General features: G+C 74.0%; 29 protein-coding genes. 13 read left to right on the top strand and 16 right to left on the bottom strand.

Annotation, left to right across the window (positions count from 1 at the left end; translation table 11 throughout):
- Positions 1 to 77 precede the first annotated feature (77 nt).
- Complete coding sequence (locus tag ABZT87_RS16280) at positions 78 to 962, top strand: DUF1775 domain-containing protein (protein WP_355065671.1); 885 nt, start codon at positions 78 to 80, stop codon at positions 960 to 962.
- Positions 963 to 1,238: 276 nt separating this feature from the next.
- Here the strand turns inward: ABZT87_RS16280 and ABZT87_RS16275 are convergent, their stop codons facing one another.
- On the bottom strand, positions 1,239 to 2,156 hold the full coding sequence (locus tag ABZT87_RS16275) for an ADP-ribosylglycohydrolase family protein (RefSeq protein WP_355065669.1): 918 nt from the start codon (positions 2,154 to 2,156) through the stop codon (positions 1,239 to 1,241).
- Between the two features lie 73 nt (positions 2,157 to 2,229).
- On the opposite strand from ABZT87_RS16275, the gene ABZT87_RS16270 reads away from it, so the two are divergent.
- Positions 2,230 to 2,919: a response regulator transcription factor gene (locus tag ABZT87_RS16270; RefSeq protein WP_007458139.1), complete on the top strand. Its 690-nt coding sequence runs from the start codon at positions 2,230 to 2,232 to the stop codon at positions 2,917 to 2,919.
- 29 nt (positions 2,920 to 2,948) lie between these two features.
- Positions 2,949 to 4,352 carry a HAMP domain-containing sensor histidine kinase gene (locus ABZT87_RS16265; protein WP_355136280.1) on the top strand — a complete coding sequence of 468 codons (1,404 nt, stop codon included), beginning with the start codon at positions 2,949 to 2,951 and terminating at the stop codon, positions 4,350 to 4,352.
- 320 nt (positions 4,353 to 4,672) lie between these two features.
- Here the strand turns inward: ABZT87_RS16265 and ABZT87_RS16260 are convergent, their stop codons facing one another.
- Both ABZT87_RS16260 and ABZT87_RS16255 read right to left on the bottom strand, forming a co-directional pair.
- A complete protein-coding gene (locus tag ABZT87_RS16260; RefSeq protein ID WP_355136278.1) occupies positions 4,673 to 5,695 on the bottom strand; it encodes an adenosine deaminase in 1,023 nt (340 codons plus the stop codon).
- Complete coding sequence (locus ABZT87_RS16255; protein WP_354861979.1) at positions 5,692 to 6,486, bottom strand: trans-aconitate 2-methyltransferase; 795 nt, start codon at positions 6,484 to 6,486, stop codon at positions 5,692 to 5,694. The genes ABZT87_RS16260 and ABZT87_RS16255 overlap by 4 nt, the downstream gene beginning before the upstream one ends.
- 83 nt (positions 6,487 to 6,569) lie before the next feature.
- Between ABZT87_RS16255 and ABZT87_RS16250 the strand changes: the two genes are divergently transcribed.
- Positions 6,570 to 7,553, top strand: a complete 984-nt coding sequence (locus ABZT87_RS16250; RefSeq protein WP_355136276.1) for an aldo/keto reductase — start codon at positions 6,570 to 6,572, stop codon at positions 7,551 to 7,553.
- Between the two features lie 94 nt (positions 7,554 to 7,647).
- Positions 7,648 to 7,842, top strand: coding sequence for a hypothetical protein (locus tag ABZT87_RS16245; RefSeq protein WP_354861983.1), 195 nt, complete (start codon positions 7,648 to 7,650; stop codon positions 7,840 to 7,842).
- Positions 7,843 to 7,945: 103 nt separating this feature from the next.
- Here the strand turns inward: ABZT87_RS16245 and ABZT87_RS16240 are convergent, their stop codons facing one another.
- The 7 genes from ABZT87_RS16240 to ABZT87_RS16210 form a co-directional block, all read right to left on the bottom strand.
- Positions 7,946 to 8,149: a cold-shock protein gene (locus ABZT87_RS16240; protein ID WP_013732668.1), complete on the bottom strand. Its 204-nt coding sequence runs from the start codon at positions 8,147 to 8,149 to the stop codon at positions 7,946 to 7,948.
- A gap of 286 nt (positions 8,150 to 8,435) precedes the next feature.
- Positions 8,436 to 8,708, bottom strand: a complete 273-nt coding sequence (locus ABZT87_RS16235) for a DUF4235 domain-containing protein (protein ID WP_355136274.1) — start codon at positions 8,706 to 8,708, stop codon at positions 8,436 to 8,438.
- A complete protein-coding gene (locus ABZT87_RS16230; protein WP_355136272.1) occupies positions 8,705 to 9,067 on the bottom strand; it encodes a DUF3618 domain-containing protein in 363 nt (120 codons plus the stop codon). Before ABZT87_RS16230 ends, ABZT87_RS16235 begins: the two co-directional genes overlap by 4 nt.
- Entirely contained in the window at positions 9,064 to 9,498 is a 435-nt protein-coding gene (locus ABZT87_RS16225; protein WP_007458124.1) for a phage holin family protein, read from the bottom strand. Before ABZT87_RS16225 ends, ABZT87_RS16230 begins: the two co-directional genes overlap by 4 nt.
- A gap of 245 nt (positions 9,499 to 9,743) precedes the next feature.
- On the bottom strand, positions 9,744 to 10,973 hold the full coding sequence (locus ABZT87_RS16220) for a mechanosensitive ion channel domain-containing protein (RefSeq protein WP_355136269.1): 1,230 nt from the start codon (positions 10,971 to 10,973) through the stop codon (positions 9,744 to 9,746).
- 81 nt (positions 10,974 to 11,054) lie between these two features.
- The gene (locus tag ABZT87_RS16215) at positions 11,055 to 11,876 is read right to left on the bottom strand and encodes a DUF1206 domain-containing protein (protein ID WP_354860973.1); all 822 of its coding nucleotides are present in this window, start codon (positions 11,874 to 11,876) and stop codon (positions 11,055 to 11,057) included.
- Positions 11,877 to 11,934: 58 nt separating this feature from the next.
- On the bottom strand, positions 11,935 to 12,300 hold the full coding sequence (locus ABZT87_RS16210) for a hypothetical protein (RefSeq protein ID WP_354860975.1): 366 nt from the start codon (positions 12,298 to 12,300) through the stop codon (positions 11,935 to 11,937).
- A gap of 75 nt (positions 12,301 to 12,375) precedes the next feature.
- On the opposite strand from ABZT87_RS16210, the gene ABZT87_RS16205 reads away from it, so the two are divergent.
- Complete coding sequence (locus tag ABZT87_RS16205) at positions 12,376 to 13,602, top strand: cysteine desulfurase-like protein (RefSeq protein WP_355136267.1); 1,227 nt, start codon at positions 12,376 to 12,378, stop codon at positions 13,600 to 13,602.
- The gene (locus ABZT87_RS16200; protein ID WP_354860977.1) at positions 13,599 to 13,886 is read left to right on the top strand and encodes a GNAT family N-acetyltransferase; all 288 of its coding nucleotides are present in this window, start codon (positions 13,599 to 13,601) and stop codon (positions 13,884 to 13,886) included. The genes ABZT87_RS16205 and ABZT87_RS16200 overlap by 4 nt, the downstream gene beginning before the upstream one ends.
- A gap of 15 nt (positions 13,887 to 13,901) precedes the next feature.
- Here the strand turns inward: ABZT87_RS16200 and ABZT87_RS16195 are convergent, their stop codons facing one another.
- Positions 13,902 to 15,395 carry a glycoside hydrolase family 3 N-terminal domain-containing protein gene (locus tag ABZT87_RS16195; RefSeq protein ID WP_355136265.1) on the bottom strand — a complete coding sequence of 498 codons (1,494 nt, stop codon included), beginning with the start codon at positions 15,393 to 15,395 and terminating at the stop codon, positions 13,902 to 13,904.
- Positions 15,396 to 15,611: 216 nt separating this feature from the next.
- On the opposite strand from ABZT87_RS16195, the gene ABZT87_RS16190 reads away from it, so the two are divergent.
- From ABZT87_RS16190 to ABZT87_RS16175, 4 genes are all read left to right on the top strand, one after another.
- On the top strand, positions 15,612 to 15,737 hold the full coding sequence (locus ABZT87_RS16190) for a hypothetical protein (RefSeq protein ID WP_255421242.1): 126 nt from the start codon (positions 15,612 to 15,614) through the stop codon (positions 15,735 to 15,737).
- Between the two features lie 87 nt (positions 15,738 to 15,824).
- A complete protein-coding gene (locus ABZT87_RS16185) occupies positions 15,825 to 16,775 on the top strand; it encodes a TIGR03557 family F420-dependent LLM class oxidoreductase (protein ID WP_355065658.1) in 951 nt (316 codons plus the stop codon).
- Positions 16,776 to 16,848: 73 nt separating this feature from the next.
- Positions 16,849 to 18,480, top strand: coding sequence for an ATP-dependent DNA helicase RecQ (locus tag ABZT87_RS16180; protein WP_355136263.1), 1,632 nt, complete (start codon positions 16,849 to 16,851; stop codon positions 18,478 to 18,480).
- 66 nt (positions 18,481 to 18,546) lie between these two features.
- Positions 18,547 to 19,050, top strand: a complete 504-nt coding sequence (locus ABZT87_RS16175; RefSeq protein WP_354860983.1) for a hypothetical protein — start codon at positions 18,547 to 18,549, stop codon at positions 19,048 to 19,050.
- Here the strand turns inward: ABZT87_RS16175 and ABZT87_RS16170 are convergent.
- Positions 19,040 to 20,638: an MFS transporter gene (locus ABZT87_RS16170; RefSeq protein ID WP_355136261.1), complete on the bottom strand. Its 1,599-nt coding sequence runs from the start codon at positions 20,636 to 20,638 to the stop codon at positions 19,040 to 19,042. The genes ABZT87_RS16175 and ABZT87_RS16170 overlap by 11 nt on opposite strands.
- 81 nt (positions 20,639 to 20,719) lie before the next feature.
- Here ABZT87_RS16170 and ABZT87_RS16165 point away from each other — a divergent pair, with 81 nt between their 5' ends.
- Positions 20,720 to 21,481 carry a TetR/AcrR family transcriptional regulator gene (locus ABZT87_RS16165; RefSeq protein WP_354860987.1) on the top strand — a complete coding sequence of 254 codons (762 nt, stop codon included), beginning with the start codon at positions 20,720 to 20,722 and terminating at the stop codon, positions 21,479 to 21,481.
- Positions 21,482 to 21,491: 10 nt separating this feature from the next.
- Positions 21,492 to 22,526, top strand: coding sequence for a helix-turn-helix domain-containing protein (locus tag ABZT87_RS16160; RefSeq protein WP_355136259.1), 1,035 nt, complete (start codon positions 21,492 to 21,494; stop codon positions 22,524 to 22,526).
- Positions 22,527 to 22,694: 168 nt separating this feature from the next.
- On the opposite strand, the gene ABZT87_RS16155 is transcribed toward ABZT87_RS16160, so the two are convergent.
- From ABZT87_RS16155 to ABZT87_RS16140, 4 genes are read right to left on the bottom strand one after another with little or no spacing between them, the layout of a single operon-like run.
- A complete protein-coding gene (locus tag ABZT87_RS16155) occupies positions 22,695 to 23,678 on the bottom strand; it encodes a DNA topoisomerase IB (RefSeq protein ID WP_355136257.1) in 984 nt (327 codons plus the stop codon).
- Positions 23,662 to 24,615, bottom strand: a complete 954-nt coding sequence (locus ABZT87_RS16150) for a glycosyltransferase family 9 protein (RefSeq protein WP_355136255.1) — start codon at positions 24,613 to 24,615, stop codon at positions 23,662 to 23,664. The genes ABZT87_RS16155 and ABZT87_RS16150 overlap by 17 nt, the downstream gene beginning before the upstream one ends.
- Entirely contained in the window at positions 24,612 to 25,313 is a 702-nt protein-coding gene (locus ABZT87_RS16145) for an SDR family oxidoreductase (RefSeq protein WP_355136253.1), read from the bottom strand. The genes ABZT87_RS16150 and ABZT87_RS16145 overlap by 4 nt, the downstream gene beginning before the upstream one ends.
- Complete coding sequence (locus tag ABZT87_RS16140) at positions 25,310 to 26,827, bottom strand: PfkB family carbohydrate kinase (protein ID WP_355136251.1); 1,518 nt, start codon at positions 26,825 to 26,827, stop codon at positions 25,310 to 25,312. The genes ABZT87_RS16145 and ABZT87_RS16140 overlap by 4 nt, the downstream gene beginning before the upstream one ends.
- Positions 26,828 to 26,843: the final 16 nt, after the last annotated feature.

The following is a 26,843-nucleotide window of genomic DNA, read 5'->3' as shown; positions in this document are numbered from 1 at the left end:
GCCGGTCACGTCGAGACGGATGGGGGCACGAGATGGCGAGCGCACACGGCGGAGGCCGCCCGCGGCGAATCGCGGCGGTGACCGCGCTGACCGCCGCGGGGCTGCTGCTCTGGCCCGGTACGGCGGCGCACGCCGCGGACGTGACGACCACCCCGACCGAGGCACGGCAGGGCGACGCCGTACGGCTGGAGTTCAGCGTGCCCGAGGAGCGGGCCGGCACGAAGACCACCCGGATCGAGGTCCGGTTGCCGGCCGACGCCCCGGTGGCCGAGGTCTATCCGATGTCGGTCGACGGCTGGGCGCCCAAGATCAGCTCCCGTACGCTGGACAAGCCGGTGGCCGGCATCCACTCCTCCGGAGTGAGCACCGTGACCACGGCGGTGACCTGGGTCCGCGTCGGCGCGGGCGCGTCCGGCCCGGCCCGGCTGGCCCTGTCCATGGGCCCGCTGCCGCAGGCGGAGCGGCTCACCTTCGAGGTCGTCCAGACGTACGCCGACGGCACGGTCGTCCGGTGGGCGGACGCCAGCGGCGCACACCGGGCCCCGGTGCTGACGCTGTTGCCGGCGGCGGCGGGTGCGGCCGGGCCGGTCGGGCACGGCGGGCATGGCGCCCCGGCGGCGGACGCGGGGAACGGTCCCGCCGCAGGGGCGCAGGGCGCCGACGGCGCTTCCGGCGGCGGTGACACGGCGGCGGGCGGCTCCGCAGAGGAATCCGGCAACGCCGACGCGATGCTCGCCGCCGGCTTGCTGGCCGGCCTGGGCGGCGGCGCGGCGATCGGCTGGCTGGTCAGCCGTATGCGGCGACGTGACCCGGCCGAGCGGGGAGCGCTGGCAGCGGTGACCGGCGCGGCGGAGACCGACACGGTGACGCCGGCGTCGCAGCCGGACGGCACGGACGCGCCCACGGATCCGGCGGCCGCCGCGGAGCTGGCCTCGGCGGCCACTCCTGCCCGCACCGGCTGAGGCAGCACCGGCCGCAGCGGCGGACGGGCGTCAGCTCATGGCCGGGCGGCGGCCGCAGCCCTTCGCGCGTCCTTTGCTCTGCTTCAACCCGCGCACCACCCAGGCCCCAAAACTGTTGCGCGGGTTGAAGCAGAGCAAAGGTGACGTGGCACCCTTGGCGGCTGTTAACGCAGCCGGTGAGGCAGGGCTGCCGAGCGTTCGGGACACCGGACAGTCAGGGACACCACGAGCCCAGGACCTGGCAAGGGGCACCCACGGTGCCGGGCAGGCGAGCGGTCAGGGTAGCCAGGTGGGCAGCGGCTCGCGGGCGGCCAGCCACGCCTCGGGCACACCGCCCGGCGTGCCGACGCCGGTGTACGCGGCCACCACCGCGCCGGTGATGGCCGCCGTGGTGTCCACGTCACCGCCGGCGCGCACGCAGACCCGGATGGCCTCCGGGTAGTCGTCGAGGTGGGTGGCGGCCACCCAGAGCGTGAACGCGACGGTGTCCTGGGCCGTCACGCGGGCGCCGTTGCCGAGCGCCGCCACCACGCGGGACAGGGGCCGGCCGAGCAGCCCGACGGCGCGGTGCACGCCGCGGTGCACCTCGGTGCCCGGGTCGACCGCGGCGGCGATCCCGGCCAGGAGTCGGGCCGGGGCCGGTCGGTGTCCGTCGAGGCGGGCCCGGGCGGCGAGCGCGGCGGCGACCGCCACCGCGACCGCGCCGGCGATTCCCTCGGGATGCGCGTGGGTCACCTCGGCCGAGGCGCGGGCCTGCGCGGCGGCGCGGGCGGTGGAGTCGGCGAAGTACGCTCCCAGCGGGCCCACCCGCATGGCCGCGCCGTTACCGCAGGAGCCCTGGCCGTCGAAGGCGGACGCGGCGGCCACCGGCCACGGGGTGCCGGTGCGGATCAGCCGCAGGATCAGCATCGCGCCGGGGCCGTACCCGCGCCGGGCGTCGCAGCGTTCCGCGAACGCCAGTGCCAGCCGGTCCGGGTCGATGCGGCCCGTCGCGGCCAGTTCCGCGACCACCGAGCAGGCCATCTCGGTGTCGTCGGTCCACTCCCAGGGCGCGGGCGGCAGCGTGGCGTCGGCGAGGTCCTGCGGCGGCCCCGGCAGGAAGAACCGCGCGCCGAGCGCGTCGCCGGTGGAGAGGCCGGCGAGGCTGTCCCGGGCGAGCGCCAGGCGGGCGTCGGCGAACAGGGTGAAGGACATCGTTGTACCAGCTTGCCCGGTTCCCAGGCACGTCGCAACGCGATCAACTTGCCAGGCCAAGTACGGTCTTGTCGTGGCCTCCGTGCTCCTGGTCGAAGACGATCACGTCGTACGCGGCGCGATGCTGCGGTCCCTCGCTGACCGGGGGCATGCCGTGCACGCCGTGGGCACCGCCCTGGACGCGTTGCGCCGGGTCGCCGCGGAGACACCCGACCTGGTGGTGCTGGACCTCGGCCTGCCCGATCTCGACGGTTCCGACGCCCTGCGGATGCTGCGCGGCATCACCGACGTCCCGATCATCATCGCCACCGCCCGCGACGACGAGCAGTCGGTGGTCAAGCTGCTGCGCGCCGGGGCCGACGACTACATGGTCAAGCCGTTCACGGGCGCGCACCTGGACGCCCGCATCACCACGGTGCTGCGGCGTGCCGGGCGGGCCAGCCGGACGGTGCAGCCCGCGGTGCACACCGTCGGCGGGTTGCGGGTCGACGTCGGTGAGCGCAGCGCCCAGCTCGACGGGGAGCCGCTGGCGCTGACCCGTAAGGAATTCGACCTGCTGGCGTATCTCGCCGCACGACCCGGGCGGGTAGTGTCCCGCCGGGAACTCTTGGAGGAGGTATGGCGGCAGCCATCGGTCGGCGAGGATCAGACCATCGACGTACACCTGTACTGGCTCCGCAGAAAGATGGGCGAGTCCGCGGCGAAGCCGCGCTACCTGCGCACCGTGCGGGGGGTCGGGTTCCGGCTGGTGGCACCGGACTGAGGACGGCGCTGGCCCTGCTCACGGCCGGCATGTGCAGCCTCGTCGCGCTCGCGTTCCTGATCCCGCTCGGGTTGAGCCTGCGCGAGCAGAGCCGGGAGGAGGCGATCGCCGACGCGGCCCGACGCAGCGCGCTGGTGACCGGGGCGCTGGCGGTGAGCACGGACCCGGCGGTGGTGGAACGCGCCGTCGTGGCCAGCGGTGACGGCGCGTCGACCCGGCCGGTGGTGCACGGGCTGGGGTTGGACGAGCCCGCCGGCCGCGCCAGCGGCAGCGACCTGGACCGGGCCCGCGCCGAGCGGCGCTCGCTGGTCACCGACGTCGACGGCGGGGTGGTCCGGCTCGACCCGGTGGTCCTCGGCGATCGGACGGCCGTGGTCGAGGTGTTCGTGGCGGACTCGACGTTGGGCGAGGGCGCCGGCAGCACCTGGCTGCTGCTGTTCGGGGTGGGCGCGGCGATGGCCGGCGCGGCGGTGCTGGTGGTCGACCGGGTGGCCGCCCGCGCGGTGGACGCCACCCGAGGTCTGGTCAAGGCCGCCCTGTCGATCGGCGACGGCGACCTGGGCGTACGCGTGGAGCCGACCGGGCCCCGTGAGCTGGCGGAGGCCGGGTACGCCTTCAACCGGATGGCCGACCGGCTGGACGCGGCGCGCACCGATGAGCGGGAGCTGGTGGCCGACCTGTCCCACCGGCTGCGGACGCCGTTGACGGTGCTGCGGCTGGACGCGGAGGCGCTGGAGTCCGACGACACCAGTGTGGGCTCGTTCAGCCCGGCGGAACTGGACCGGCTGCGGGGCATCCGGCGGATCCGGCAGGCGATCGTCACCCTCGAAGGTGAGATCGACGTGCTGATCAAGACCACGCGCAAGGCGGTGGCCCACGAGGCCGGCCCGGCGATGTGCGACGTCAGCGAGGTCGTCCGGGACCGGATGGTGTTCTGGGCGGCGCTCGCCGGTGACCAGAACCGGCCACACCGGGTCAACGGCGCTCAGCTGCGCATCCCCGCGCCCGTGCCACGCGCCGAGCTGGCCGCCGCGCTGGACGCGGTGATCGGCAACGTCTTCCGCTACACCCCGCAGGGAACGGCGTTCGAGGTGGCCGTGTCCCGCCGCGACGGGTACGTGGCGATCCGGATCGACGACGCCGGCCCGGGGATCGCCAACCCGGACCGGGCGCTGCGGCGGGGCACCAGCGACCAGGGCTCGACCGGGCTCGGCCTGGACATCGCCAAGCGGGTGGCGTTGCAGGCCAACGGCTCGGTCAGCATCGACCGGGCCCGGTTGGGCGGCGCCAGCGTGGTGATGCTGCTCGCCGACCCGGAGGCGACGCCCCGGCAGGTCAACCGGTTCGGCCTCGTGGGCCGGATGGCGCGCGACGCCCGGGACCAGAAGACGAGCGGCCGTCGCTGGCCCCGCCAGCGCCCCACCGACGACTGAGCAGCGCCCCACCGACGACTGAACACCCCCGCGCAGGCGACTAAAACACCTCCGACCGATCGGCCGACGGGGGCGCTCCGATCGGCTGAGCGGACCGGGGCTGTGCGGCGGCGCAAGTCTTCCTTAGATCGCGGTTAACGACGGCGGTCGGAGGCCCGCGGGCTGACAGGATCAGAGCACGAACCCACCAGTTCCACCGGCCAGCGCACCGCGCACCCACGGGCCGGTGGAGCCGCGCGCGCGGCGGGAGTCTCAGGTCCCCCCACACCCACGCTCCCGCCGCGCGCCCCGCTCACCCGAGCGGCCCAGCCCGACCGGCGTCAGCCGGCGCTGGCGACGTACGCGTCGATCTCGGCGGTGATCCGCTGCTTGCCGGCCGGGTCGAGGAAGGACGCGGTCACCGCGTTGCGGGCCAGGGCGGCCAGCTCCCCGGGGCCCGCCCCGAGCAGCCGGGCGGCCACCGCGTACTCGTCGTTGAGGGTGGTGCCGAACATCGGTGGGTCGTCGGAGTTGATGGTGACGAGCAGCCCGGCCTCGACCAGCCGGGGCAGCGGGTGCTCGTCGAGACTGGCCACGGCCCGGGTCCGTACGTTGGACGTCGGGCAGATTTCCATCCCGATCTGCCGCTCGGCCAGGTACGCGAGCAGCTCCGGGTCCTTGGCGGCGGAGATGCCGTGCCCGATCCGCTCGGCGCCCAGCTCGTTCAGCGCGTCCCAGATGGTCTGCGGGCCGGTGGTCTCGCCCGCGTGCGGCACCGAGCGGAGCCCGGCCGCGCGGGCCTGGTCGAAGAAGGGCCGGAACTGCGGCCGGGGTACGCCGATCTCGGGGCCGCCGAGACCGAAGCTGATCAGCCCGTCCGGGCGCTCGTCGAGCGCGATGCGCAGCGTCTCCTCGGCCGCCGGCAGGCCGGCCTCGCCGGGGATGTCGAAGCACCAGCGCAGCTCAAGGCCGAAGTCGGCGGCGGCGCGCTTGCGGGCGTCCTCGATCGCCTCGCAGAACGCCGGCGCGGGGATGCCCCGGCGCACGTGCGAGTACGGGGTGATGGTCAGCTCCGCGTAGCGGACCTGCTGGCGGGCCAACTCCCGGGCCACCTCGTGGGTGAGGAGCCAGACGTCCTCCGGGTCGCGGATGAGGTCGACGACGCTCAGGTAGACCTCGACGAAGTGGGCGAAGTCGCGGAACTCGAAGTAGGTGGCCAGGGCCGCCGGGTCGGCCGGGACGGGCGAGCGACCCTCGTGCCGGGCGGCCAGCTCGGCGACGATGTGGGGGGAGGCGGAGCCGACGTGGTGCACGTGCAGCTCCACCTTGGGCAGGCCGGCGATGAAGGTGGTCAGGTCGGTCACGGGTTCTCCTGGGCATGAGCGCCGGTGCGGGCGACGACGAAGACGCGGCGGAACGGGAAGGACACCTGGCCGTGCCGCGCCGGGTACGCGGCGGCGAGCCGTACGCCCAGCTCGGCCCGGAAGGCCGACCAGCCGGCGGCGTCCAGGGCGGCCCGGACGGGGCGCAGCGCGGTGCCCTCCATCCAGGCCAGCACCGGGTGGTCGGCGGCGGGTTCGGCCGGCAGCAGGTGCACGTAGGTAGTCTCCCAGGCGTCCACCGCGCAGCCGGCGGCGGTCAGCAGCTCCGCGTAGTCGGCCGGGTCGTCGACCGGGTCGGCGCGCAGCAGCGGGGTCAGCTCGGCACGCCAGGCCGGTCGGCCCGCGACCTCGCGCAGCGCCCGGTGCGACGGGGCGTCGAAGTTACCGGGGACCTGCATGGCGAGCCAGGCGCCGGCGGGCAGGTCGGCGGCCCAGCGGCGCAGCAGCTCCTGGTGGCCGGGCACCCACTGCAGGGCCGCGTTGGTGACCACCACGTCCTCGTCGCCGGCCGGGCGCCAGTCGCGCAGGTCGGCGACGGCGAACTCGACCGGGGTCGGCAGGGCGCGCGCCCGGTCGATCATCTCCGGCGCGGAGTCGAGGCCGCGGACCCGGGCGTCCGGCCAGCGCTCGGCGAGGGTCGCGGTGAGCTGGCCGGGCCCGCAGCCGAGGTCGACCACCGTCCGGGGCCGCACGGCGGGGACCCGGGCGAGCAGGTCGTGAAACGGCCGGGAGCGCTCGTCGCCGTAGCGCAGGTACGTCGTCGGATCCCACATCTCCGCCTCCAAACCGTACGTCCGTCTTGTTGACGGTACGGCTCGCCTGGCAGGCCGGCAACCCGATCACTAGGCTCGGGGGCATGGAACAGCGCAACTTCAACCGGCTCGGCCGGACTGTCGGAGTGGTTGGCCTGGGCGCCTGGCAGCTCGGCGCCGACTGGGGCACGGTCACCGAGGCCGACGCCATGGCCGTGCTCAGCGCCGCCGTGGACGCCGGAGTCACCTTCCTGGACACCGCCGACGTGTACGGCGACGGCCGCAGCGAGCAGTTGATCGGCCGCTTCCTGCGCTCCCGGCCCGACGCCGGCCTGACCGTCGCCACGAAGATGGGCCGGCGCGTCGAGCAGCGGCCGGAGGCGTACACCCTGGCCCACTTCCGGCAGTGGACCGACCGGTCCCGGGCCAACCTCGGAGTGGACACCCTGGACCTGGTCCAGCTGCACTGCCCGCCGACCGCCGTCTTCGCCGACGACGCGGTCTTCGACGCCCTGGACACCCTCGTCGCCGAGAAGGCCATCGCGGGGTACGGGGTCAGCGTGGAGACCTGCGACCAGGCGCTCACCGCCATCGCCCGGCCCGGCGTGGCCAGCGTCCAGATCATCCTCAACGCCGTCCGGCACAAGCCGCTGGAGCGCGTCCTGCCGGCAGCCGCGCAGGCCGGAGTCGGCATCATCGCCCGGGTGCCGCTGGCCAGCGGCCTGCTCTCCGGCCGCTACGACGAGCACACCGAGTTCCCCGCCGACGACCACCGCAACTACAACCGCCACGGCGAGGCGTTCGACGTGGGCGAGACGTTCTCCGGCGTCGACTACGCGCAGGGGCTCGCGGCCGTCCGTCGGCTGGCGCCGCTGGTCGACTCCGACCGTACGATGGCGCAGTTCGCGCTGCGGTGGGTGCTGGACCAGGCCGGTGTCACAGTCGTCATCCCCGGCGCCCGCGACGCCGAGCAGGCCCGGCGCAACGCCGCCGCGGCCGACCTGCAGCCGCTCACGGCCGCGCAACTGGCTGGCGTACGCGAGGTCTACGACGAGCTGATCCGCCCGCAGGTGCACGACCGGTGGTGAGCCGCCCACCCCGGGTGCTCGCGTCGCGCCACCGCAACGGCGATGCTGGGACCCGGGGGCGGCGCGCCGCCCGATCCGGGAAGGAGGGCCCGCGATGAGGGGTTGGCTGACGCTCACCCTCGGCCTGCTGGCCGTGGTGGTCGGTGCGGTGTGGACGGTGCAGGGCCTCGGCTACGTCAGCGGCAGCGCGATGACCGACGAGCGGATCTGGGCGGTGATCGGCCCGATCGTGGCCCTGGCCGGGTTGGTCGTCATCTGGCTGGGCCTGCGCTCGCGCCGTCGACGCTGACTGATGAACGTGGGAAGCCCCGCATCCCGGAAGGGATACGGGGCTTTACTGCAACGACCCCTGGCCGGGTCGTCCACTGACCGGCGGGGGCCGGCCACCCTCGTCAGAGGGGACGGACCTGCTCGGCCTGCGGGCCCTTCTGACCCTGGGCGATCTCGAACTCCACTCGCTGGTTCTCCTCCAGCGTGCGGTAGCCGCTGGACTGGATGGCCGAGAAGTGGACGAACACGTCAGCACCCCCGCCGTCGACGGTGATGAAGCCGAAGCCCTTGTCAGCGTTGAACCACTTCACGGTTCCCTGCGCCATGTGTATCTCCTTCTAAAACTGGCGGCCGTGCACGCCGTGCGGCCGATTGGCCGTTTTCGAGCAGCGGCGTCTGAGGCGGCCCCCACGAAGGGAACTTCTCTCAACCCACGCCATCTCGCAACAGCGTGGAACAGCAAATCACGTACGCAAAAAGTCTGCACGACCTGTCCGACGAATTTCTCCGACATGTGACCTGACGGATGCCCGAGGTCGCTGGGCGGCGTGCGGAGCCGTGCGAAAGGCCCCCTTCCCGTCGATATGGAAGGGGGCCTCACGTCGATGTCGGTCAGTCCGGCCAGCGGCCGGTCATCCGGCGCACGCCAACCGCTCCACCCCGGTCCACAGCGGCGCGGACCACCGCGAAAATGGCCCCCTGCAACGCCGCGGCGGCCAGGATCTCGCCCCAGCCGCGGTCCTCGTCGGTGGCGTTGGGCGCCTCGCCGTCGCCCGCCGTGACCTTCCAGACCTGCCGGAAGATCGCGCCGGCCACCGTACCCGCGGCGATACCCAACAACACGCCGACCGGCCGGTACGCGACCCTGCCGATGCTCTTGCTCACCTACGCCTCCCCCGCACGATCATCAGCACCACCACGGTGGCCACCGCGCCGGCGGCAATCGCCGCCCACGGCACCGGGTTGCGTCGAACCAGCTCGCTCTTCTCGCGGACCAGGCCGCCCTTGTCGTACGCCTGGGCGCGTGCCATCCCGGCGCCGCGGGCGGCCTGCCCGCGGACCCGGGCCATGGTCTGCGCCGCCTGCTCGCGCATCCGCTCCCGCGCCTGCTCGGCGGACTCCTTCAGGCGGGCCTTGACGTCCGCCTTGGCGGCCAGCGCCTCCATCGTTTCGCCCAGCTCGACCCGGGTGCGGCGGATCTCCTCGCGGAGGGCCTCGGTGTCGCCCCTCCCGTTGCCTGTCATGCCCGGCCCCTGTCCTTCACGGCGGCGGCGACGGTGTCCACATCAGCCCGGAGGCTGCGGACCGCTGCCGCCGGCATCGGCGGGACCGCACGGCTGACCTGCTTCTTTCCCACCAGCGCGAGAATGCCGGCAACCAGGAAGAGAGCCACCGCGACGATCAGCGCGGCGGCCCAGGCGGGCAGCACCAGGTCGAGCAGCAGGATCGCCGTGACGACCAGCGCGCCAAGGCCGTAGAACGCCAGCGCGCCGCCGCCGCCGAACAGGCCGATCCCGATACCGGCGTGCTTGCCCTTCTGGGTCAACTCCGCCCGGGCCAGCGCCAGTTCATCTCGCACCAGACGGGAGACCTGTTCGGTGGCCCGCTGCACCAGCTCGGCGGTGGAGGGCTCGCTCCCATTGCGGGATGTGCGGGCATTTGCCACGTCAGCCATGCTGTCCTCCTTTCCTCATCACCGCGCTGTATGCCCGGAGTTGCCGCTCGTCAATCCTAGAGCGCCCCGAGTCGGTGACCGTTCCTGTTGCCCGGTTGCCGCGCCGATCGCCGACAGAGATGTCCGGCAGCAGGTCCCCCGCCAAAGCCAACCCAAACCTCCCCGCCCACCCCCCTTTGACGGTGATCAAGAGGTTTGCGTCAGGAGTCGCGCTTTCCGTGACGCAAACCTCTTGATCACCGGAATCAGCGGGTGGGGGTGGCGGGACTGGGGGTGGGGGTGGGGGTGGGGGTGGGGGTTTCGTCGGGGCCGACGAAGGCTTCGCTGCGGGCGTCGCCGTCGTCACTGCCGCCGAAGACGCGCGCGTCGTCGGGGGCCTCGGTGGCGCCCGGACGGCGGGTCGGCCGCCGCGGCTGGACCCACTGCCACGGCAGGTTGCTGCTGGCGTCGCCCAGCTCGGTGCGCATCCGGGGCATCGCGGTGGGCCGGTTGTCCCGGATCCAGGCCACCAGGTGCTCGCGGACGAGGCAACGCAGGTCCCACAGGCTGCCCGCGTCGGCGGCGCTGACCAGCGCGCGCACCCGTACCGTCCCGCCGGTGGCGTCGGTGACCTGCAGGACGCAGACCCGGCCGTCCCACAGCTCGGTGCCCTCGACCAGCCGGCGCAGCTCCTCCCGCATGGTCTGCACCGGCACGGCCCAGTCGACGTCGAACTCGGCGGTGCCGAGCACGGCCGCCTCGGTCCGGGTCCAGTTCTGAAAGGGCGTGCTGGTGAAGTACGAGGTGGGCAGGATCAGCCGCCGGTCGTCCCAGATCTGGACCACCACGTAGCTGAGGGTCAGCTCCTCGATCCGACCCCACTCCCCCTCGACGACCACCACGTCGTCGAGGCGGACCGCGTCGCTGAAGGCGAGCTGCAGCCCGGCGAAGACGTTGCCGAGCAGACTCTGGGCGGCCAACGCGGCCACCACACCGACCACACCGGCGGAGGTCAGCACGCCGGCGCCGATACCGCGCACGCTCGGGAACGTCATCAGCATCACGCCGACGGTCAGGATGACGATCACCGCGACGGTCAGACGCCGCAGCATCACCACCTGGGTACGCACCCGTCGGGCGTGCCGGTTGTTCGGCACGTCGACGCGGAACCGGGCGAGCGCGGTGTCCTCCACGACGATCAGCAGCGCCGCCACCAGCCAGGCAGCGCTGGCGATCACGCAGAGCACCAGCAGGTGCAGCAGCAGCCGCCGCCAGCTCTCACCGACGGCGTACCCGGTGCTCAAGCGGATGGCGAACTGCACCGCGAGCACCGTGACGGCGACCTGGAACGGGCGGTGCGCGTGGTCGGTCAACTCGGTCATCAACAGCGAGCGGCGACCGAACCGTCGGGTGAGCCGGTGGATGACCCCGACCAGGAAAAGGGCGACCGCCGCCGCGGCGAGCGCGGCGACGGCCGTTTCGAGATAGCTCTGCACGAGTGGGGCGCTTCCCTTCGACCGGGGGCGGTAGTTCGGGCAAAAGCCCAATAGTGCCCGACGTCCCCGGTATCGACCAGCTCAGACCTTGCGGTACCGGGACTGGAGGAAGCAGTAGACGCCGAAGCAGGCGATGCCCAGGGCGACCAGGGTCAGCAGGAAGGTGCCGTACGACTGCTCGCCAAGGGTGTGCAGCGCGGCGTCCAGACCGCGGGCCTTCTCCGGGTCGTAGTTCACCGCCGCCACGATGACCAGCAGGCCGGCGATGCCGTACGCGACGCCCTTCGCGACGTACCCGGCGATGCCCAGCCGGCGGGCCAGCTTGCGGGTCTTCGGGCTCATCTCACCGGTCTTCAGGTGCTTCTCGAACTTCTTGAGGATCCCGTAGATCACCAGACCGACGCCGATGGCGGCGAGCACCAGCCCGGCAAGGCCGACCAGCCAGCGGCCCCCGGTGGAGGTCATCAGCTTGCCGGTCAGCGCCTCCTGCTGGTCGGCGCTGTTCGAGCCGGCGTCGGAGAAGACCTTGAACGCGGTCCAGGCGAAGTAGAGGTAGACGATGGTCCGGCCGGCCGAGGCGAGCCGTTCGGTGACCCGCTCCCTGCCCCGCTCGGCGCGGTGCCCGACCGCCGCCTCCAACCCCTGCCAGATCGCCATGGCGAGCAGGCCGACCGCGGTGGCGATGACCAGGAACTTGCCCAGTGGTTGCGCGGCGAGCGTCCGCAGCGCGCCGGACTGGTCGCCGTCGTCGGACGACGAGCCGAACGCGATCTGCAGGGCCAGCCAGGCGAAGAGCAGGTGGACGATGCCGTAGCCGATGAAGCCGGCCCGGGCGAGGAGTTCCAGCCACCGGCTGTCCGCCGTTCGGGAGGCGGTGGCTTCGGCGCTACGGGTGAGTGACATGCGGCCACAATCTCCGATTTCGAAGATCCCCAAACGTCGGCCACCGCCGCCCGCCAGGTCAGTTGCCCGGGTTGCGGGAAACGCGGATCTTGACCTGCTGGTCGGTGACGCTGTCGAGGGTGACCGCGAAGCCGCCGGCCTCGGTGGCCTGCTGGCCGGTGGTGAGGGTGAGCTGCTCGCCGGCGACCTCGACGGTCACCTGGTCGCCCTCGGCCCCGACCAGCTTGGCCTCGACGCCCAGGATCGTGGCGCTCGCGTCGACACCCCGCTCGAAGGTGACCGTGCAGGCGTCCAGCCCGCAGTCGGTGGAGGCGCCCTGGGAGCTGCAACCGGCGAGCACGGCGAGGCCGAGCGCCAGGCCGGCGAAGAGGCCGGCGGCGCGGCGGACGGGGGGCAGGGGGATGGTGGCGGGTCGGTTCGTCACCTCGCCAAGGGTACGAGACGTCCGCGACACCCAGGCGAGGGCGAGCGCGCAACGCATCCCGGCTAGGGTCCGGGCATGGCCTTCGACATCGCCCGTATCCGGGCCGCCTATCCCGCCCTGACCGAGGGCTTCGTCCACTTCGACGGCGCCGGGGGCACCCAGACCGCGGCCGGTGTGATCGACGCGGTCACCGACGTCATGCGCACGGCCGTCGGCAACCGCAGCGCCGCGTTCGAGCCGGGCCGCCGCTCGCTGGAGCTGGTGGCGGCGGCCCGCTCGGCGGTCGCCGACCTGCTCGGGGCCGAGCCGGACGGGGTGGTGCTGGGCCCGAGCGCCACCGCGCTGACGTACACCCTGGCCCGTACGCTCGGCGCTGGTTGGCGGCCGGGCGACGAGGTGGTGGTGTCCCGGCTCGACCACGACGCCAACGTGCGCCCGTGGGTGCAGGCCGCCGAGGCCGCCGGCGCGACGGTGCGCTGGGCCGAGTTCGACAGGCACACCGGCGAGCTGCCCACCGGCCAGTACGCCGACCTGGTCGGCGAGCGGACCCGGCTGGTCGCGGTGACCGCCGGCAGCAACGCCATCGGCACCGTGCCGGACGTGCCGGCGATCGCCAAGATCGCGCACTCCGTCGGGGCGCTGTTCTGCGTCGACGGGGTGCACTCGGTGCCGCACGGGCCGACCGACCTGGCGTCGCTCGGCGCGGACGTGCTGGTCACCAGCGCCTACAAGTGGTCCGGGCCGCACCTGGCCGCGATGGTCGCCGACCCGGCCCGGTGGGCGGCGCTGCGCCCGGCGAAGCTGATGCCGTCCGCGGACGCGGCGCCGGACCGTTTCGAGTACGGCACCCCGAGCTTCGCGCTGCTGGCCGGTGTGACCGCCGCGGTGGACCACCTCGCCGGGCTGGACCCGGACGCGGTCGGTGACCGCCGGGCGCGGCTGCGGGCCGGACTGGCCGCCGCGCAGGCGCACGAGGAGGCGCTGCTGGACCGGCTGCTCGCCGGACTCGCCGCGCGGCCCGCGATCACCGTCTACGGCTCGCCGGCGCGGCGCTGCCCGACGGTCTCCTTCCGGGTCGCCGGGATGTCGCCGGCGGCGACCCAGCAGGCGCTTGGCGACGCCGGATTCTGCCTCTCGTCCGGCGACTACTACGCCTACGAGTACTTCCAGACCATGGGGTTGCGCGACAGCGGCGGCGCGGTGCGGGCCAGCATCTACCACTACAACACGGCGGACGAGGTGGACCGGTTGCTGGCCGAACTCGACGCGGTGGCCGACCGGACGGGGACAATGGCCCGGTGAGCACCCTCGTCGAGGACAACCCCGCCAAGAACCGCTTCGAGATCCTGGTCGACGACGCGCTGGCCGGCTTCACCGCGTACCTGCCCCGTGGGGAGGTGCTGGTCTTCACCCACACCGAGGTGGACAGCGGCTTCCAGGGCAAGGGCGTCGGCAGCACGTTGATCCGGGGCGCCCTGGATCAGGTGCGCGCCCGCGGCGGCCGGGTGGTGCCGCAGTGCCCGTTCGTCGCCGCGTTCATCGACAAGCACCCCGAGTACGCCGACCTGGTGGCCGAGCAGCCGTAACCGAACGGGTCGGCGTCAGCGGGCCCGGCCGGTCAGCACCTCGGCGGCGGCCTGCCCACTGGCCCGGGTGGCACCGTGGGTGGCCAGGTGGGCCGATCCGGTGACCAGCTCGGGCACGCCCAGCTCGACCACCACCGCGTCGGGCCGGGCGCTGAGCGCACGCCGCACCGCGGCGCGCATCCACTCGTGCCGGTGCAGGTCACGGACCACCAGGACGAGGGGACGGTCGCCGGCCCCGGCGCCCGGGTCGGCGGGCACGTCGGGCTCGGCGTGGCGCACCGTCGTCGTGCCGGGCAGCAGCTCGCCCAGCGGCTCCCCGATGCCCCACGGGGTCTCCGCGCCGATGGCGATGTTGCGCGGCGGCTCGAACTCGACCACGTACGCGGCGCGGGTCAGCGGCAGCGCGCTCGGCGCGTCCGGGCCGGTGGTGACCCGCACGGCACGACGGGCGGCGACCAGCCCGACGTCGGAGGCCCCGTGGACGGCGCCCGAGCGGGCGGCGCGGGCGGCCACCGTCCAGGCGGCGAGCTGCCCGACCCGTTTGGCGGCCTCGGCGAGGCGTTCCTCGGGCAGCTCACCGGAGACGACGGCGGCCACGATGGCGTCGCGCAGCTCCCGGGCCGCCCCCTCGTCGGCCCGCTCACCACCGACGCAGATCGCGTCGGCCCCGGCGGCCAGCGCCCGCACCGCCGCGCCGGCGAAGCCGTACCGGTCGGCGACCGCGCGCATCTCGACCGCGTCGGTCACCACCACGCCGGAGAAACCCATCTCGTCGCGGAGCAGCCCGCCCAGGATGCGCTGGCTCAGCGTGGCCGGCAGCCGCTCGTCGAGCGCGGGCACCAGCAGGTGGCCGGTCATCACCGCCTGCACGCCGGCCGCCACGGCGGCGCGGAACGGCGCCAGCTCGCAGGCGTCCAGACGGGCCCGGTCGGCGGTGATCCGGGGCAGGTCGTGGTGGGAGTCGACGCGGGTGTCACCGTGCCCGGGGAAGTGCTTGGCACAGGCGGCCACGCCGCCGCGCTGCAACCCGCGGACCCAGGCGGCGGTGTGCCGCGCGACGAGCGCCGGGTCGGCCCCGAACGACCGGACGCCGATCACCGGGTTGGCCGGGTTGGAGTTGACGTCGGCGTCCGGCGCGTAGTCGAGGGTCACCCCGGCCGCCGCCAGCTCGACGCCGAGGTCGAGGGCGACCGCCTCGGTCAGCGCCGGATCGTCGACCGCGCCGAGGGCGAAGTTCCCCGGCCGGGTGCTGCCCCGGGCGGACTCGATCCGGGTGACGTCGCCGGCCTCCTCGTCGATCGCCACGATGACGTCCGGCCGCTCGGCGCGCAGCGTGGCGGTCAGCGCCGCCACCTGGGCGGTGTCGACGACGTTGCGGGCGAAGAGCACCACCGAGCCGAGCCCTTCGCCGAGCCAGCGGCACACCCACTGTGGCGGCGTGGTGCCGACGAACCCGGGTTGCAGGACGGCGGCGGCCAGCGCCGGAAGGTGCCCGGCGGGCGCGGTCACGCCGTGGCCCCGAAACGCTCGGCGTCGGTCGCGGGCGTCGGCGCGTTGCCGCCGACCCGCTGGTTGCGCTCGCTCATGCGGCCCCCGTACCCCATCTCTCGCGCGCCCTCGGCGCACCGCCACCGGCAGGCGGTGCTGCCATGGTCACACCGAGCGATTCAATAGTCAATAAACCTTACAGTTGCCCGGCGGCACCGTTCCCGGGAGAGTGCGGGGATGGACCCCGCCCTGCTGGCCGACGCCACGAGCCCGGCCGACATCCCCGGCGTACGCCTGCTCGGCCTGGTGGTCGGCGCCCTCCTGCTGCTCGCGGCGATCCGGGCGATGTTCGGCCGACGGTGAGCGATCAGGCCCCGGCCTACCGGTGTGGCCGACCGCGACCGGGGTACGGCTTCCCCATCAGCTGGTCCGCGCGCCGAAGGGGAAGCGATGAAGATCGGTTACTTTCTGTCCAGTGAGGAGTTCACGCCGGCCGAGCTGGTGGAGCAGGCCCGCGGCGCCGAACGGGCCGGCTTCGAGGCGCTGTGGATCTCCGACCACTATCACCCCTGGGTGGACGCGCAGGGCCAGAGCCCGTTCGTCTGGTCGATGATCGGCGCGCTCAGCCAGGTCTGCTCGCTGCCGGTGACCACGGCGGTGACCTGCCCGACCGTGCGGATCCACCCGGCCGTGATCGCCCAGGCGGCGGCGACCAGCGCGGTGCTGCACGGCGGGCGGTTCGTGCTCGGCGTCGGCACCGGCGAGGCGCTCAACGAGCACATCTTCGGCGACGCCTGGCCGCCGGCCGACGTCCGGCTGGAGATGCTGGAGGAGGCCGTCGAGGTGCTGCGAGAGCTGTGGGACGGCGGCTTCGTCAACCACCGCGGTAAGCACTACACGGTGGAGAACGCCCGGATCTACACGCTGCCCGACACGCCGCCGTCGATCTACGTCTCCGGCTTCGGCCCGAAGGCCATCGACCTGGCCGCCCGCATCGGCGACGGCTACGTGAGCACCATGCCCGACGGTGAGATGGTCCGGCGCTTCAGGGAGAACGGCGGCGGCGACAAGCCGTGCCAGGCCGGCTTCAAGGCGGCGTACGCGGCCAGCGAGTCCGAGGGCGCGCGGATCGCGTACGAGCGCTGGCCCAATGCCGGGGTGCCGGGCGAGCTGTCCCAGGTGCTGCCCTCGCCGCGCCACTTCGAGCAGGCCGCCGAGCTGGTCACGCCGGAGATGGTGCGCGACGCGTTCGTCTGCGGCAACAGCGCCGACGCGCACCTGGAGATGATCGACAAGTACGCCAAGGCCGGCTTCGACGAGGTGTACGTGGCCAACACCGGCCCGCACTACCAGGGCCTGTTCGACCTCTACCAGCGCGAGGTGCTCCCCCGCCTGCGCTGAGCCACCGACCCGCCGAGCCCATGATCGCCGAACGCGTTTCGGCGGTCGTGGGCTCGGGTACCTCCGGCCCTCGATGAAACTGTCCACGCATTCGATGACGTTGCGCCGCGCGGCGCGGAGCCTCTTCGGCTGGAAAGCGCTGCGGCCCAACCAGCTCGCCGCCATGCGCGCGGTGATGAAGCGACGTGACGCCCTGGTGGTGTTGCCCACCGGCGCCGGCAAGTCGGCCATCTACCAGATCCCGGCCAGCCTGATCCCCGGCCCGACAGTGGTGATCTCCCCGCTGCTGGCGCTGCAGCAGGACCAGATCGCGGCGCTCAACGAGCGGCAGCGTCCGGAGCTGCGGGCGGTGCGGATCAGCTCGAACGAGTCGGCCGCGCAGCAGGCCGAGGCGATCGCCGAGATCCAGTCGGGCCGGGCGGAGTTCCTGTTCATCACGCCGGAGCAGTTGAGCAACCCGGACCGGATGGCCGAGGTCGCCGCGCTGAAGCCGGCGCTGGTGGCGATCGACGAGGCGCACTGCATCTCCGCCTGGGGGCACGACTTCCGGCCCGACTACCTGGCGCTGGGCCACCTCATCGAGGGCATCGGCCGGCCGCCGGTGGTCGCGCTGACCGCCACCGCCTCCCCGCCCGTACGCGACGACATCATCGCCCGGCTGCGGCTGCGCGATCCCGAGGTGGTGGTGTCCGGGCTGGACCGGTCCAACCTGTTCCTGGAGGTGGCGCACTGCCCCACCGAGGACTACCGGTGGCGGCGGCTGATCGCGCTGCTGCGCGACGAGGAGCGACCGGGGATCATCTACGTGCCGACCCGCCGGTCGGCCGAGGAGCTGGCCGCCCGGTTGACCGACGCGGGCTTCCCGGCGCAGTTCTACCACGGTGGGATGCCGGCCGGGGCACGCAACGAGCTGCACGAGGCGTTCCTCGCCGACCAGGTGCCGATCATGGTGGCCACCTCGGCGTTCGGAATGGGCATCGACAAGCCCAACATCGCCTGGGTGGTGCACATGGCGCTACCCGACTCGCCGGACAGCTACTTCCAGGAGATCGGCCGCGCCGGACGTGACGGACAGCCGGCCCGGGTGCTGCTGCTCTGGCAGGCCGAGGACGTGGGCCTGCAACGGTTCTTCAGCGGCGGCCTGCCGGACCCCGACGAGTTGCGCGACCTGGCCGCGCTGCTGCGCCGCAAGCCGGCCACCAAGACCGAGCTGCGCGAGGCCACCGGCCTCGGCCCGCGCAAGCTGGGCCAGTACCTCTCGCTGCTGGAGCAGGCCGGCGCCGCCGAGCCGCGCGCCCGGCAGCGCATCGCCGCGCCCCGCTACTCGCCCACCCCGACCGACGCGGCGGCCGCGGCGCTGGCCGAGGCGGAACGCCAGCAGACGGTGACCCGCTCCCGCACCGACATGATGCGGGCCTTCGCCGAGACCACCGCCTGTCGCGGGCAGACCCTGCTGGCCTACTTCGGCGAGCAGATGACCGAAGTCTGCGCGCACTGCGACAACTGCCACCGGGGCACCAGCGTGGCCGACCAGGGCGCGGTCGGGCCGTTTCCGGTGCACAGCCAGGTGCGCCACGCGGAGTGGGGGCACGGCCTGGTGCTCGCCTACGAGGACGACAAGATGACGGTTCTCTTCGATGAGGTCGGGTACAAGACCCTGTCGGTGCGCGTGGTGTCCGAGCAGGGTCTGCTGACCCTGGACTAGCCTGACCCGGGCACCGGTGCGGGGCCCGTGGATTGACACACTGAGCAGGGCGGAAGGGGCGTTGCCGTGATCGAGCAGCCGGCGTACACCGGTTTCGGTTTCTCCGACGGGGAGTGGGGGCTGCTGGTCGGCCTCCCGCAGTCGGTGCTGACCGCGGCGAGCGCCGCCGAGTCCGACGGCACCCGCCGGACCATGGCGGAGAACGCGGCCGGGCTGGAGACCATCGCCGCGGGCCGGGAGTCGGCCAGCCCGCTGGTCGCCGCCGTGGCCGGCGAGATCGTCGCGCGGGTCGGCGACCCGGACAGCGGCGAGGAGCTGCCGGTCATCGCGCCCGCCGACCCGGGCGCGATGATCGACGACGTGCTGGTGCGGGCCGGCGAGGCGTCCGCGTTGCTGGCCGCCCGGGTCGACGAGGGCGAGGCCGGCGCGTACAAGCACTGGCTGGTGAAGATCGCCGAGCAGGTGGTCGGCGCCGCGTCCAGCGGCGGGCTGCTCGGCCTCGGCGGCGAGTCGGTCAGCGACTCCGAGCGGCGGTTCCGCGACCGGCTCGCGCACGTGCTCAACGACTGACCGACGACGCTTCCGACAGCGGCGTACCGTTCGGTTCGGTCGGCTCGGCGGCCAGCGCCGCCGGGTCGGCCGGCCGGACGCCGCGCAGCGTCACCAGCGCGCTCACCGCGCCCAGGACCATCGCCACCATGGCGGCGATCGCGGCGAGGTGCAGCCCGTCGGTGAAGGCGAACCGGGCAGCGTGCAGCACCGCGTCACCCACCTCCGCTGGCAGCCCCCGGGTCACGGCGAGGGCACCGCCCAGCGTCTCCCCGGCCGCGTCGCGGGCGTCCGCCGGCAGCCCGGCCGGCAGCTCGTCGAGGACCTCGCGGCGGTAGATCGCGGCGCCCACGCTGCCCAGGATGGCCATCCCCAGCGCGCCGCCCAGCTCGCTGCTGGACTCGGTCAGCGCGGAGGCGACACCGGCCTGCTCCGGCGGCGCCGCACCGAGGACCAGCTCGGTGACCAGCGACATCACCATCACCAGGCCGCCCGCGTACACGCTGGCGCCGGCCAGCAGCAGCCAGAGCGGCGTCTCGGGCGTGACCTGAGTCAGCACCGCGAACCCGAGCACGGCGATCGCGAAGCCGGCGCCGATCAGGTACGCCCGCTCGACACGCTGGGCGAGCGCGGCGGCGGCCGGGGCCACGCCGCCCACCGCCAGCGACGGCACCAGGCTCCACAGTGCCGCCCGCAGCGGGCTCAGGCCGAGCACCAGTTGCAGGTGCTGGGTGGTGAAGATGGCGAACCCGACAAGGGCGAACATCGCCAGCAGGTTCACCGCGAGCGAACCGGCGAAGCCGTGGCGACGAAACAGCGCCAGGTCGACCATCGGGTACGCCCGGGTCCGCTGCCGGTGCAGGAAGAGCGCCCCGACGAGCAGACCGGCGACGACGGCCAGCACCCGGACCGCGCTGACGCCGTCGCGGGCCATCTCCTTGATGCCGTAGATCACCGGCAACAGCGCGCCGAGCGACAGCGCCGCGCTGACCAGGTCGAACCGCCCGCGCACCGGGTTGCGGAACTCGGGCACCAGGACCGGGGCGAGCAGGAGCAGCAACAGCATCGCCGGAATGTTGATCAGGAAGATGGAGCCCCACCAGAAGTGCTCCAGCAGGACGCCGCTGAGCACCGGTCCGATGGCGATGCCGCCGGTGAGCGTGGCGGTCCAGATGCCGATCGCGGTGCCCCGCTGCTTGGCGTCGTGGAACATGTTGCGCACCAGGGCGAGCGTGGACGGCATCAGGGTGGCCCCGCCGACGCCGAGCACGGCGCGTGCGGCGATCAGCGTCGCGGCGCTGTCGGCGTACGCGGCCAGCAGGGACGCGGCGCCGAACGCGGTGGCGCCCAGCAGCAGGAGCCGACGCCGGCCGATCCGGTCGCCGAGGGCGCCCATGGTGATCAGCAGTCCGGCGAGCACGAAGCCGTAGATGTCGAAGATCCAGAGCTGCTGGGTTGCGGTGGGCCGCAGCTCCTCGCTGATGAACGGGACGGCGAAGTAGAGCACCGACACGTCCATCGAGACCAGGAGCAGCGGCAGCATCAGCACCGCGAATCCGATCCATTCCCGCCGGCCCGCGCGGGGTGCCGGTGCGGTCGTCGCTGTCATGGGAGAACTCCTTCTGCGTATGGCGTACGCTGTTATGCGTAGACCATACGCAGAACTAGGATGGCGGGGCAAGGAGGAAACGTGGCGGAGACGAAAGACGACAGCGGCCCGGCGCTCCCGCCGGCCATCGAGAGCGCCTGGGGCCTGCGGGGGCGGCCACCGCGGGGTCCCCGACCCGGCCTCAGCGTGCCCGCCATCGTCGACGCCGCCGTACGGGTCGCCGACGCCGATGGGCTGCCGGCCGTCTCGATGAGCCGGGTGGCCAAGGAGTTGGGCGCGGCCACCATGGCCCTCTACCGGCACGTCGGCTCCAAGGACGAGCTGCTGACGCTCATGGTGGACGCCGGGTACGGCCCGTCGCCCGGCCCGGCCTCGCCGGACGACGACTGGCGCGCCCGCCTGACCCGCTGGGCCTGGGCCGAACACGACGTGCTGCGACAGCGCCCCTGGCTGCTGCACGTGCCGATCACCGGCCCGCCGATCACCCCTCAGCAGCTCGACTGGATGGAGGACGGGCTGCGCTGCCTCGACGGCACCACCCTGCCCGAGGGCGAGAAGATGTCGATCCTCCTGCTGATCACCGGGTACGTCCGCAACGAGGCCACGCTCACCAACCAGATCGCCGAGGGCAGCCGGGCGGCCGGCGTCGAGCCGGGCGAGATGATGCCGGCGTACCGCCGGATGGTGGGGCGTCTCATCGACCCGGTCCGCTTCCCAGCGCTGCTGCGGGTGCTGAACGCCGGCGTCCTCGATCAGGACGACGACCCGGACGACGAGTTCACGTTCGGCCTGGACCGGATCCTCGACGGCATCGAGGCGCTGATCGCCCGCCGAGCGGCCTGAGGCGACGCCGATGCTTCCCAGAGAGACCGTCGACACCACCGTCCTGCCACCCGGTGAACGGTTCGGCATGTGGCTGGACCTCGTGGCGCGCACCTCCGCGCCGTTGCGGATCCGGTCCGCGCACACGGCCGACTTCGCCGCCCGGGCCGATTTCGTCGACCTCGGCGCGATCCAACTGGTCGAGTACCAGTACCCGTCACTGGACGCCACCCGCACCCGCAAGCTGGTCCGCCGCTCGGACCCGGAGCTCTACGTGCTCGCCCTCACCACCGGTGGCGTCGGCACGTCCAGTCAGGACGGTCGCCGCAGCGAGATCCTGGCCGGCGAGTTCACCTTCTACGACGCCTCCCGCGAACACGACGTCTGCCACCACTCGACCGAGCCGCAACGGACCCAGGCCACCTCGATCATCACGCTGATCCCGCACGCCGCGCTGCCGCTGCCACCCCAGCGGATGGCCGCGCTCTACGGCGGCCGGATGTCCGGCAGCGAGGGGCTCGGTGCGCTGCTGGCGCAGTTCCTGCTCCAGGTGACCGGGCACCCCGAGCAGTACCACGCCGCCGACGCCGGTCGGCTCGGCGCGGTGGGGCTGGACCTGGCCACCACCATGCTCGGCCGGCACCTGGTCGCCGAGGACGCGGTGCCGACCGAGGTCCGCCGCCGGGCGCTGGTCGCCCAGGTGCAGGCGTACGTCCACCGCCACCTCGGCGACGCGACGCTCAGCCCACAGGTCGTCGCGGACGCCCACCACATCTCGCTGCGCACACTGCACCGGCTCTTCGAGGCCGAGAACTCCACGGTGGCGTCGTACATCCGGGACCTTCGGCTGGACCGGTGCCGGCGTGACCTGACCGACCCGACGCTGCGGACCCAGCCCGTGCAGGTCATCGCGGCGCGCTGGGGGTTCGGGGACAAGGCCCACTTCAGTCGCGTGTTCCGGGCGGCGTACGGGGTGAGCCCGCAGGCGTGTCGCGACGGCGACGCACTTGCGGCGCGGCCCGTCAACCGCCTGGCGTCCAGAGTCAACTCGTCCGGGGCAGACTGACGACCGACGTGGCCGAGGCGGCGCCCGCGCACCGGGCTCGACAGCGGCCACGAACGGGGGCCGTGGCGAGGCGCCCGCCGCAGGACGCGGCGGGCGGCCGCCCGGTGTCGCCCCCGGGCCGAGGCCCCGGCCCCGTCGCTTCCCCCCCAGGATCGTCGGCGGGGCCGGTCAGGCCTTCGCCAACAGGTCCAACACGACCCGCTCGATCTCCTCGCGCGGCGCACCCGGGTCCACCGGTGCCACCACTCCGTCGTGGTAGAGGTCGACGACCCGGGGGTCCACGTAGGACGTCCGCGCCACCGTCGGCGTGTTGCCCAGCAGCTCGGCCACCGCACGCATCACCGCCGCCACCGCCCTGCGCCGGGCGGTGGCCGAGCGGGCCGGGTCGGCCGCGGCCAACTCCGCGGCGGCCAGCACCGTGGCATGCCAGGTGCGGAAGTCCTTGGCGGTCATCTCGCCGCCACTGGCGTCGCGCAGGTAGCCGTTGACCTCGTCACTGCGTACGTCGCGCCACTCCCGGCCGTCCCAGTAGCCGAACAGCCGGTCCGCCCGCCGGCGACGCCGGCGCAGGTTGACCAGCACCTCGCACAACTCCGGGTCCTCGATCCGGCGCACCTGCTCGATACCGCCCTTGGCGGGGAACTCGAAGACCACGCAGCCACCGCGTCTGCGGGCGTGCTCCGGGCGCAGGGTGGACACCCCGAACGTCGGGTCGTCGCCGGCCGCGTACTGGTCGCTGCCGACCCGGAACATCCCCATGTCGAGCAGGCGGGTCACGGTCGCCAGCACCCGGTCCCGACCCAGCCCTCGCCCGCCCAGGTCCTGTCCCACCCGATCCCGCAGCCCCGGCAACCGCCGGGCCACCTCCAGCATGTGGTCGAACTTCGCCGCGTCCTGCTTCTCCCGCCACACCGGGTGGTAGACGTACTGCTTGCGTCCGGCCGCGTCGATGCCGGTCGCCTGGATGTGCCCGTTCGCGTGCGGCGCGATCCACACGTCCTGCCAGGCCGGGGGGATCACCAGCTCCCGCAGCCGCGCCAGGGTCGCGGGATCCCGCACGACCGCACCGCCCGGATCGACGAAGGTCCAGCCCTTACCGCGCCGGCGTCGCCCGTAACCGGGCCGACCCGGGTCGCTACGCCGCAACCGCACCGGAGACCCGCACCGCCCTCTCCACCTCGTCCACGGCGGCCAGCACCTCGTCGAGGCGCAGGGCCGTCAGTGTCGGGTGGCTCCCTACCCCGTCCCACCTGCGCCAATCCCCCGCACCGGCCCACAGCGCCCGGTGTCGGGGCCGGTCCGGCGGTGGCCCCCACGCCGCCGGAGGCACCGGCCCGAAGAGCACCACCGACGGGGTCCCGTACGCGGTGGCCAGGTGGGCCACGCCGGTGTCCCCGCTGACCACCAGCCGGGCGTCGGCGACCAGCGCGGCCAGCGCGCCGAGGTCGGTCCGGCCGGCCAGCACGGCGGCCGGCGCGAGGCCGGCCGCGTCGGCGACCCGAGCGGCCAGCGCGCGTTCGTCGGCCGAGCCGGTGACCAGCACCCGATGCCCCCGTTCGTCGAGCGCCCGGGCCAGGGCTGCGAACCGTTCGGCGGGCCACCGCTTGGCGGGGACCTTGCTGCCCGGATGCAGCAGGGTGGCGCCGGCTGGTCGGCCGGCCTTTCCGGGCCGGCGCAGGCCGAGGTCACGGCGGTCGGTCGGGATGTCGTACCAGGACAGCAGCCGGCACCAGCGGTCCACCTCGTGCTCGTCGTCGTCCCACCGCGGCCCGTCGCCGAACCCGGCGGCGGCGTTCGCGAAGGCGAGCAGCCGCCCCGGACGGGCGGCGGCCAGCAGCCGATGCGACTGTGGGCCGCGTCCGTGCAGATTCACCGCGACCTGCGGGGCGGGGCCGGGCCAGGACGGCCCGTCCAGCCCGGCGGTGTCCACCAGCCGGTCGACGCCCCCGACCAGGTCGACCAGCGGGGCCAGGCCGCCGGGCGCGGCGAGCGCCAACTCCCTACCGGGGTACGCGGCCCGCAGCGCCCGCAGCGCGGGCACCGCGGTGACCAGGTCGCCGACGCCGAGGGCGCGCAGCACGAGGATCACGGGTACGACGTCTCCTGCTCGGCGCAGACCACCATCTCGCGCACCGCGCAGCCGGGCGGCTGGTTGAGCGCGAACATGACCGCCGCGGCCGTGTCGACGGGGTCGTTGAGGATGGCGTCCGGCCCCGGCTTGTACTGCGGGTCGCGCTCGTCGAAGAACGCGGTACGCATCCCGCCGGGAATGAGCAGGGTGACCCCGACCTGGCCGGCGAGCTCGGCGGCCAGGGCGCGGGTGAACCCGACCACGCCGAACTTCGCCGCGCAGTACGCGGTGGCGTCGCTGACCGCCTTGACCCCCAGGGTCGAGGCGACCGTGACGATGCGGCCCCGAGAGGTCTGCAGGAACGGCAGCGCGGCCCGGATCACCGCGGCGGTGGCCAGCAGGTCCACGGCGACGATCCGATCCCAAATCTCCCCCGGCACGTCGGCGAGCCGACCCGGCACGTCCATGCCGGCGGCCGTGACCACCGCGTCCAGGCCGCCGGCCTGCTCGGCGAGGTGCTGGGTGGCCACCTCGGCGGCGCGGGTGTCGGCGAGGTCGCACTCGGTCCAGGACACGCCGTCGACCGGTGCCTGCCGGTCCAGCACGAGCGGGCGGCCACCGGAGGCGACAACCGCCGCGACCACCGCCGCGCCGAGCCCGCTGGAGCCGCCGGTGACCAGGACGGTGGGCCCGGCGCCGGACGTCGTGGCGGTCATCGGCTGCGCTCCCGCGTCGTCGACACCGGCTGCTGCGTGCGTCCGCCCAGGCCGGGGGCCTGCCCGCCGGCCGAACGGGTGATCAGGTCACTTGTGGAACGACCGTCCAGATAGGGCACCACCACCGTGTTCCCGCCCCAGCGGCGCAGGACCTCCGCCTCGGGGAGCCCGGCCGCGTCTGGGCCGCCGGTCGCGTAGTCGCCTCCCTTGACCCAGACATCGGGGCGCAGCCAGGACAGCACCGCCTCCGGCGTCGGCTCGTCGAAGACGAGGACTGCGTCGACGCAGCTCAGCGCGGCCAGCAGGCGGGCCCGATCACCCTCGGACATGACCGGCCGGTCCGGCCCCTTCAACCCGGTCACGCTGGTGTCGGAGTTCACGCAGACGATCAGGCAGTCGCCGAGCTGCCGGGCGGCCTGCAGGGTGGCCACGTGCCCGGCGTGCAGCAGGTCGAAGCAGCCTCCGGTGGCCACCACGGTGCCGCCGGCACCCCGCACCTCGGCGAGCAGCGTGGCGACCGCCGCGATGCCCACCCGCTCACCACCCGGGCCGGCGACCCCGTGCCCGCTCGCCGGTCCGCGGTTCGACCCCGCCCGCAGGACGCGCGGAAACGGCTGCTCCGGTGGCGGCAGGGCCGTGGCCACTCCCCCGCCCGCCACGTACGCGGACGCCTCGGCGACCGCCGCCTGCACCGCCTCGGAGACCAGCGCGCCCTCGGCCAGCGCGAGACTGGCGGCGGCGGCGAACCGGTCACCGGCCCCACAGGTGTCGCCCTCGGCGCTGCCCTGGGTGGGCACCACAAGCGGCGTCGACCCGGCGTGGCAGAGCAACGCGCCGTCCCCGCCCAACGTCACCGCGACCGCGCCCGCCCGCCACCGCCGCCGCAGTCCCTGCGCACCCCGGGACGCGGTGGCCAGCCGGGACGCGCCGGGCAGCGCGGAGACCAGCTCGCGTACCTCCGACTCGTTCGGGGTGACCAGGTGCACCCCGGGCACCGCGGCCGGGCCGCGCGGGTGCGGGTCCCACACGACCGGCGCGCGGGTGGCGGCCAGCGCGGCGCGCAGCGCGGGCTGGCGGGCCACTCCCCGGCCGTAGTCGCTGACCAGCACCGCCGACGCCGCGGCGAGCACCCGCAGCACCTCGTCGGAGGGCTGACCCGGCTCGCCGGAGGCGCCGCCACGGTCGTGACGCAGCAGCACCCGGCCCCGGGCCCGCAGCCGGATCTTCTCCGGGGTCGCGCCGGACAGGCTCAGCGGGTACACCTGCACGCCGGCCGCGGCGAGCAGCGCGCTGAGCCGCGCGCCCCCGGCGTCGTCGGCGAGGGCGGTGATCAGCACCACCTCGGCGCCCTGCGCGGCCGCGAAGACCGCCGCGAGGCCGGCGCCGCCGGGCCGGTCGACGGCCGAGGTCTCGTCGAGCACCGGCACCGGGGAGTCCGGGCAGAGGCGGTTCACCACCCCTTCCACGTCCCGGTCGAGCAGGGTGTCCCCGACCACCACCACGGGTCCCCTCACGCTTCCCCCCTCATCC

Origin of the sequence: Micromonospora sp. NPDC005237 (assembly GCF_040607775.1) — a bacterium.
Classification (GTDB): domain Bacteria; phylum Actinomycetota; class Actinomycetes; order Mycobacteriales; family Micromonosporaceae; genus Micromonospora.
This window is presented reverse-complemented; position numbering and strand designations above follow the sequence as displayed.

Bases quoted from the DNA above. Each gene is read 5' to 3' on its own strand.
- ABZT87_RS16275 (WP_355065669.1), bottom strand. From the start codon at position 2,156: ATGTCCTTCACCCTGTTCGCCGACGCCCGCCTGGCGCTCGCCCGGGAC.
- ABZT87_RS16265 (WP_355136280.1), top strand. From the start codon at position 2,949: ATGTGCAGCCTCGTCGCGCTCGCGTTCCTGATCCCGCTCGGGTTGAGC.
- ABZT87_RS16255 (WP_354861979.1), bottom strand. From the start codon at position 6,486: ATGTGGGATCCGACGACGTACCTGCGCTACGGCGACGAGCGCTCCCGG.
- ABZT87_RS16250 (WP_355136276.1), top strand. From the start codon at position 6,570: ATGGAACAGCGCAACTTCAACCGGCTCGGCCGGACTGTCGGAGTGGTT.
- ABZT87_RS16245 (WP_354861983.1), top strand. From the start codon at position 7,648: ATGAGGGGTTGGCTGACGCTCACCCTCGGCCTGCTGGCCGTGGTGGTC.
- ABZT87_RS16240 (WP_013732668.1), bottom strand. From the start codon at position 8,149: ATGGCGCAGGGAACCGTGAAGTGGTTCAACGCTGACAAGGGCTTCGGC.
- ABZT87_RS16230 (WP_355136272.1), bottom strand. From the start codon at position 9,067: ATGACAGGCAACGGGAGGGGCGACACCGAGGCCCTCCGCGAGGAGATC.
- ABZT87_RS16225 (WP_007458124.1), bottom strand. From the start codon at position 9,498: ATGGCTGACGTGGCAAATGCCCGCACATCCCGCAATGGGAGCGAGCCC.
- ABZT87_RS16215 (WP_354860973.1), bottom strand. From the start codon at position 11,876: ATGTCACTCACCCGTAGCGCCGAAGCCACCGCCTCCCGAACGGCGGAC.
- ABZT87_RS16205 (WP_355136267.1), top strand. From the start codon at position 12,376: ATGGCCTTCGACATCGCCCGTATCCGGGCCGCCTATCCCGCCCTGACC.
- ABZT87_RS16190 (WP_255421242.1), top strand. From the start codon at position 15,612: ATGGACCCCGCCCTGCTGGCCGACGCCACGAGCCCGGCCGACATCCCC.
- ABZT87_RS16185 (WP_355065658.1), top strand. From the start codon at position 15,825: ATGAAGATCGGTTACTTTCTGTCCAGTGAGGAGTTCACGCCGGCCGAG.
- ABZT87_RS16180 (WP_355136263.1), top strand. From the start codon at position 16,849: ATGAAACTGTCCACGCATTCGATGACGTTGCGCCGCGCGGCGCGGAGC.
- ABZT87_RS16170 (WP_355136261.1), bottom strand. From the start codon at position 20,638: ATGACAGCGACGACCGCACCGGCACCCCGCGCGGGCCGGCGGGAATGG.
- ABZT87_RS16160 (WP_355136259.1), top strand. From the start codon at position 21,492: ATGCTTCCCAGAGAGACCGTCGACACCACCGTCCTGCCACCCGGTGAA.
- ABZT87_RS16145 (WP_355136253.1), bottom strand. From the start codon at position 25,313: ATGACCGCCACGACGTCCGGCGCCGGGCCCACCGTCCTGGTCACCGGC.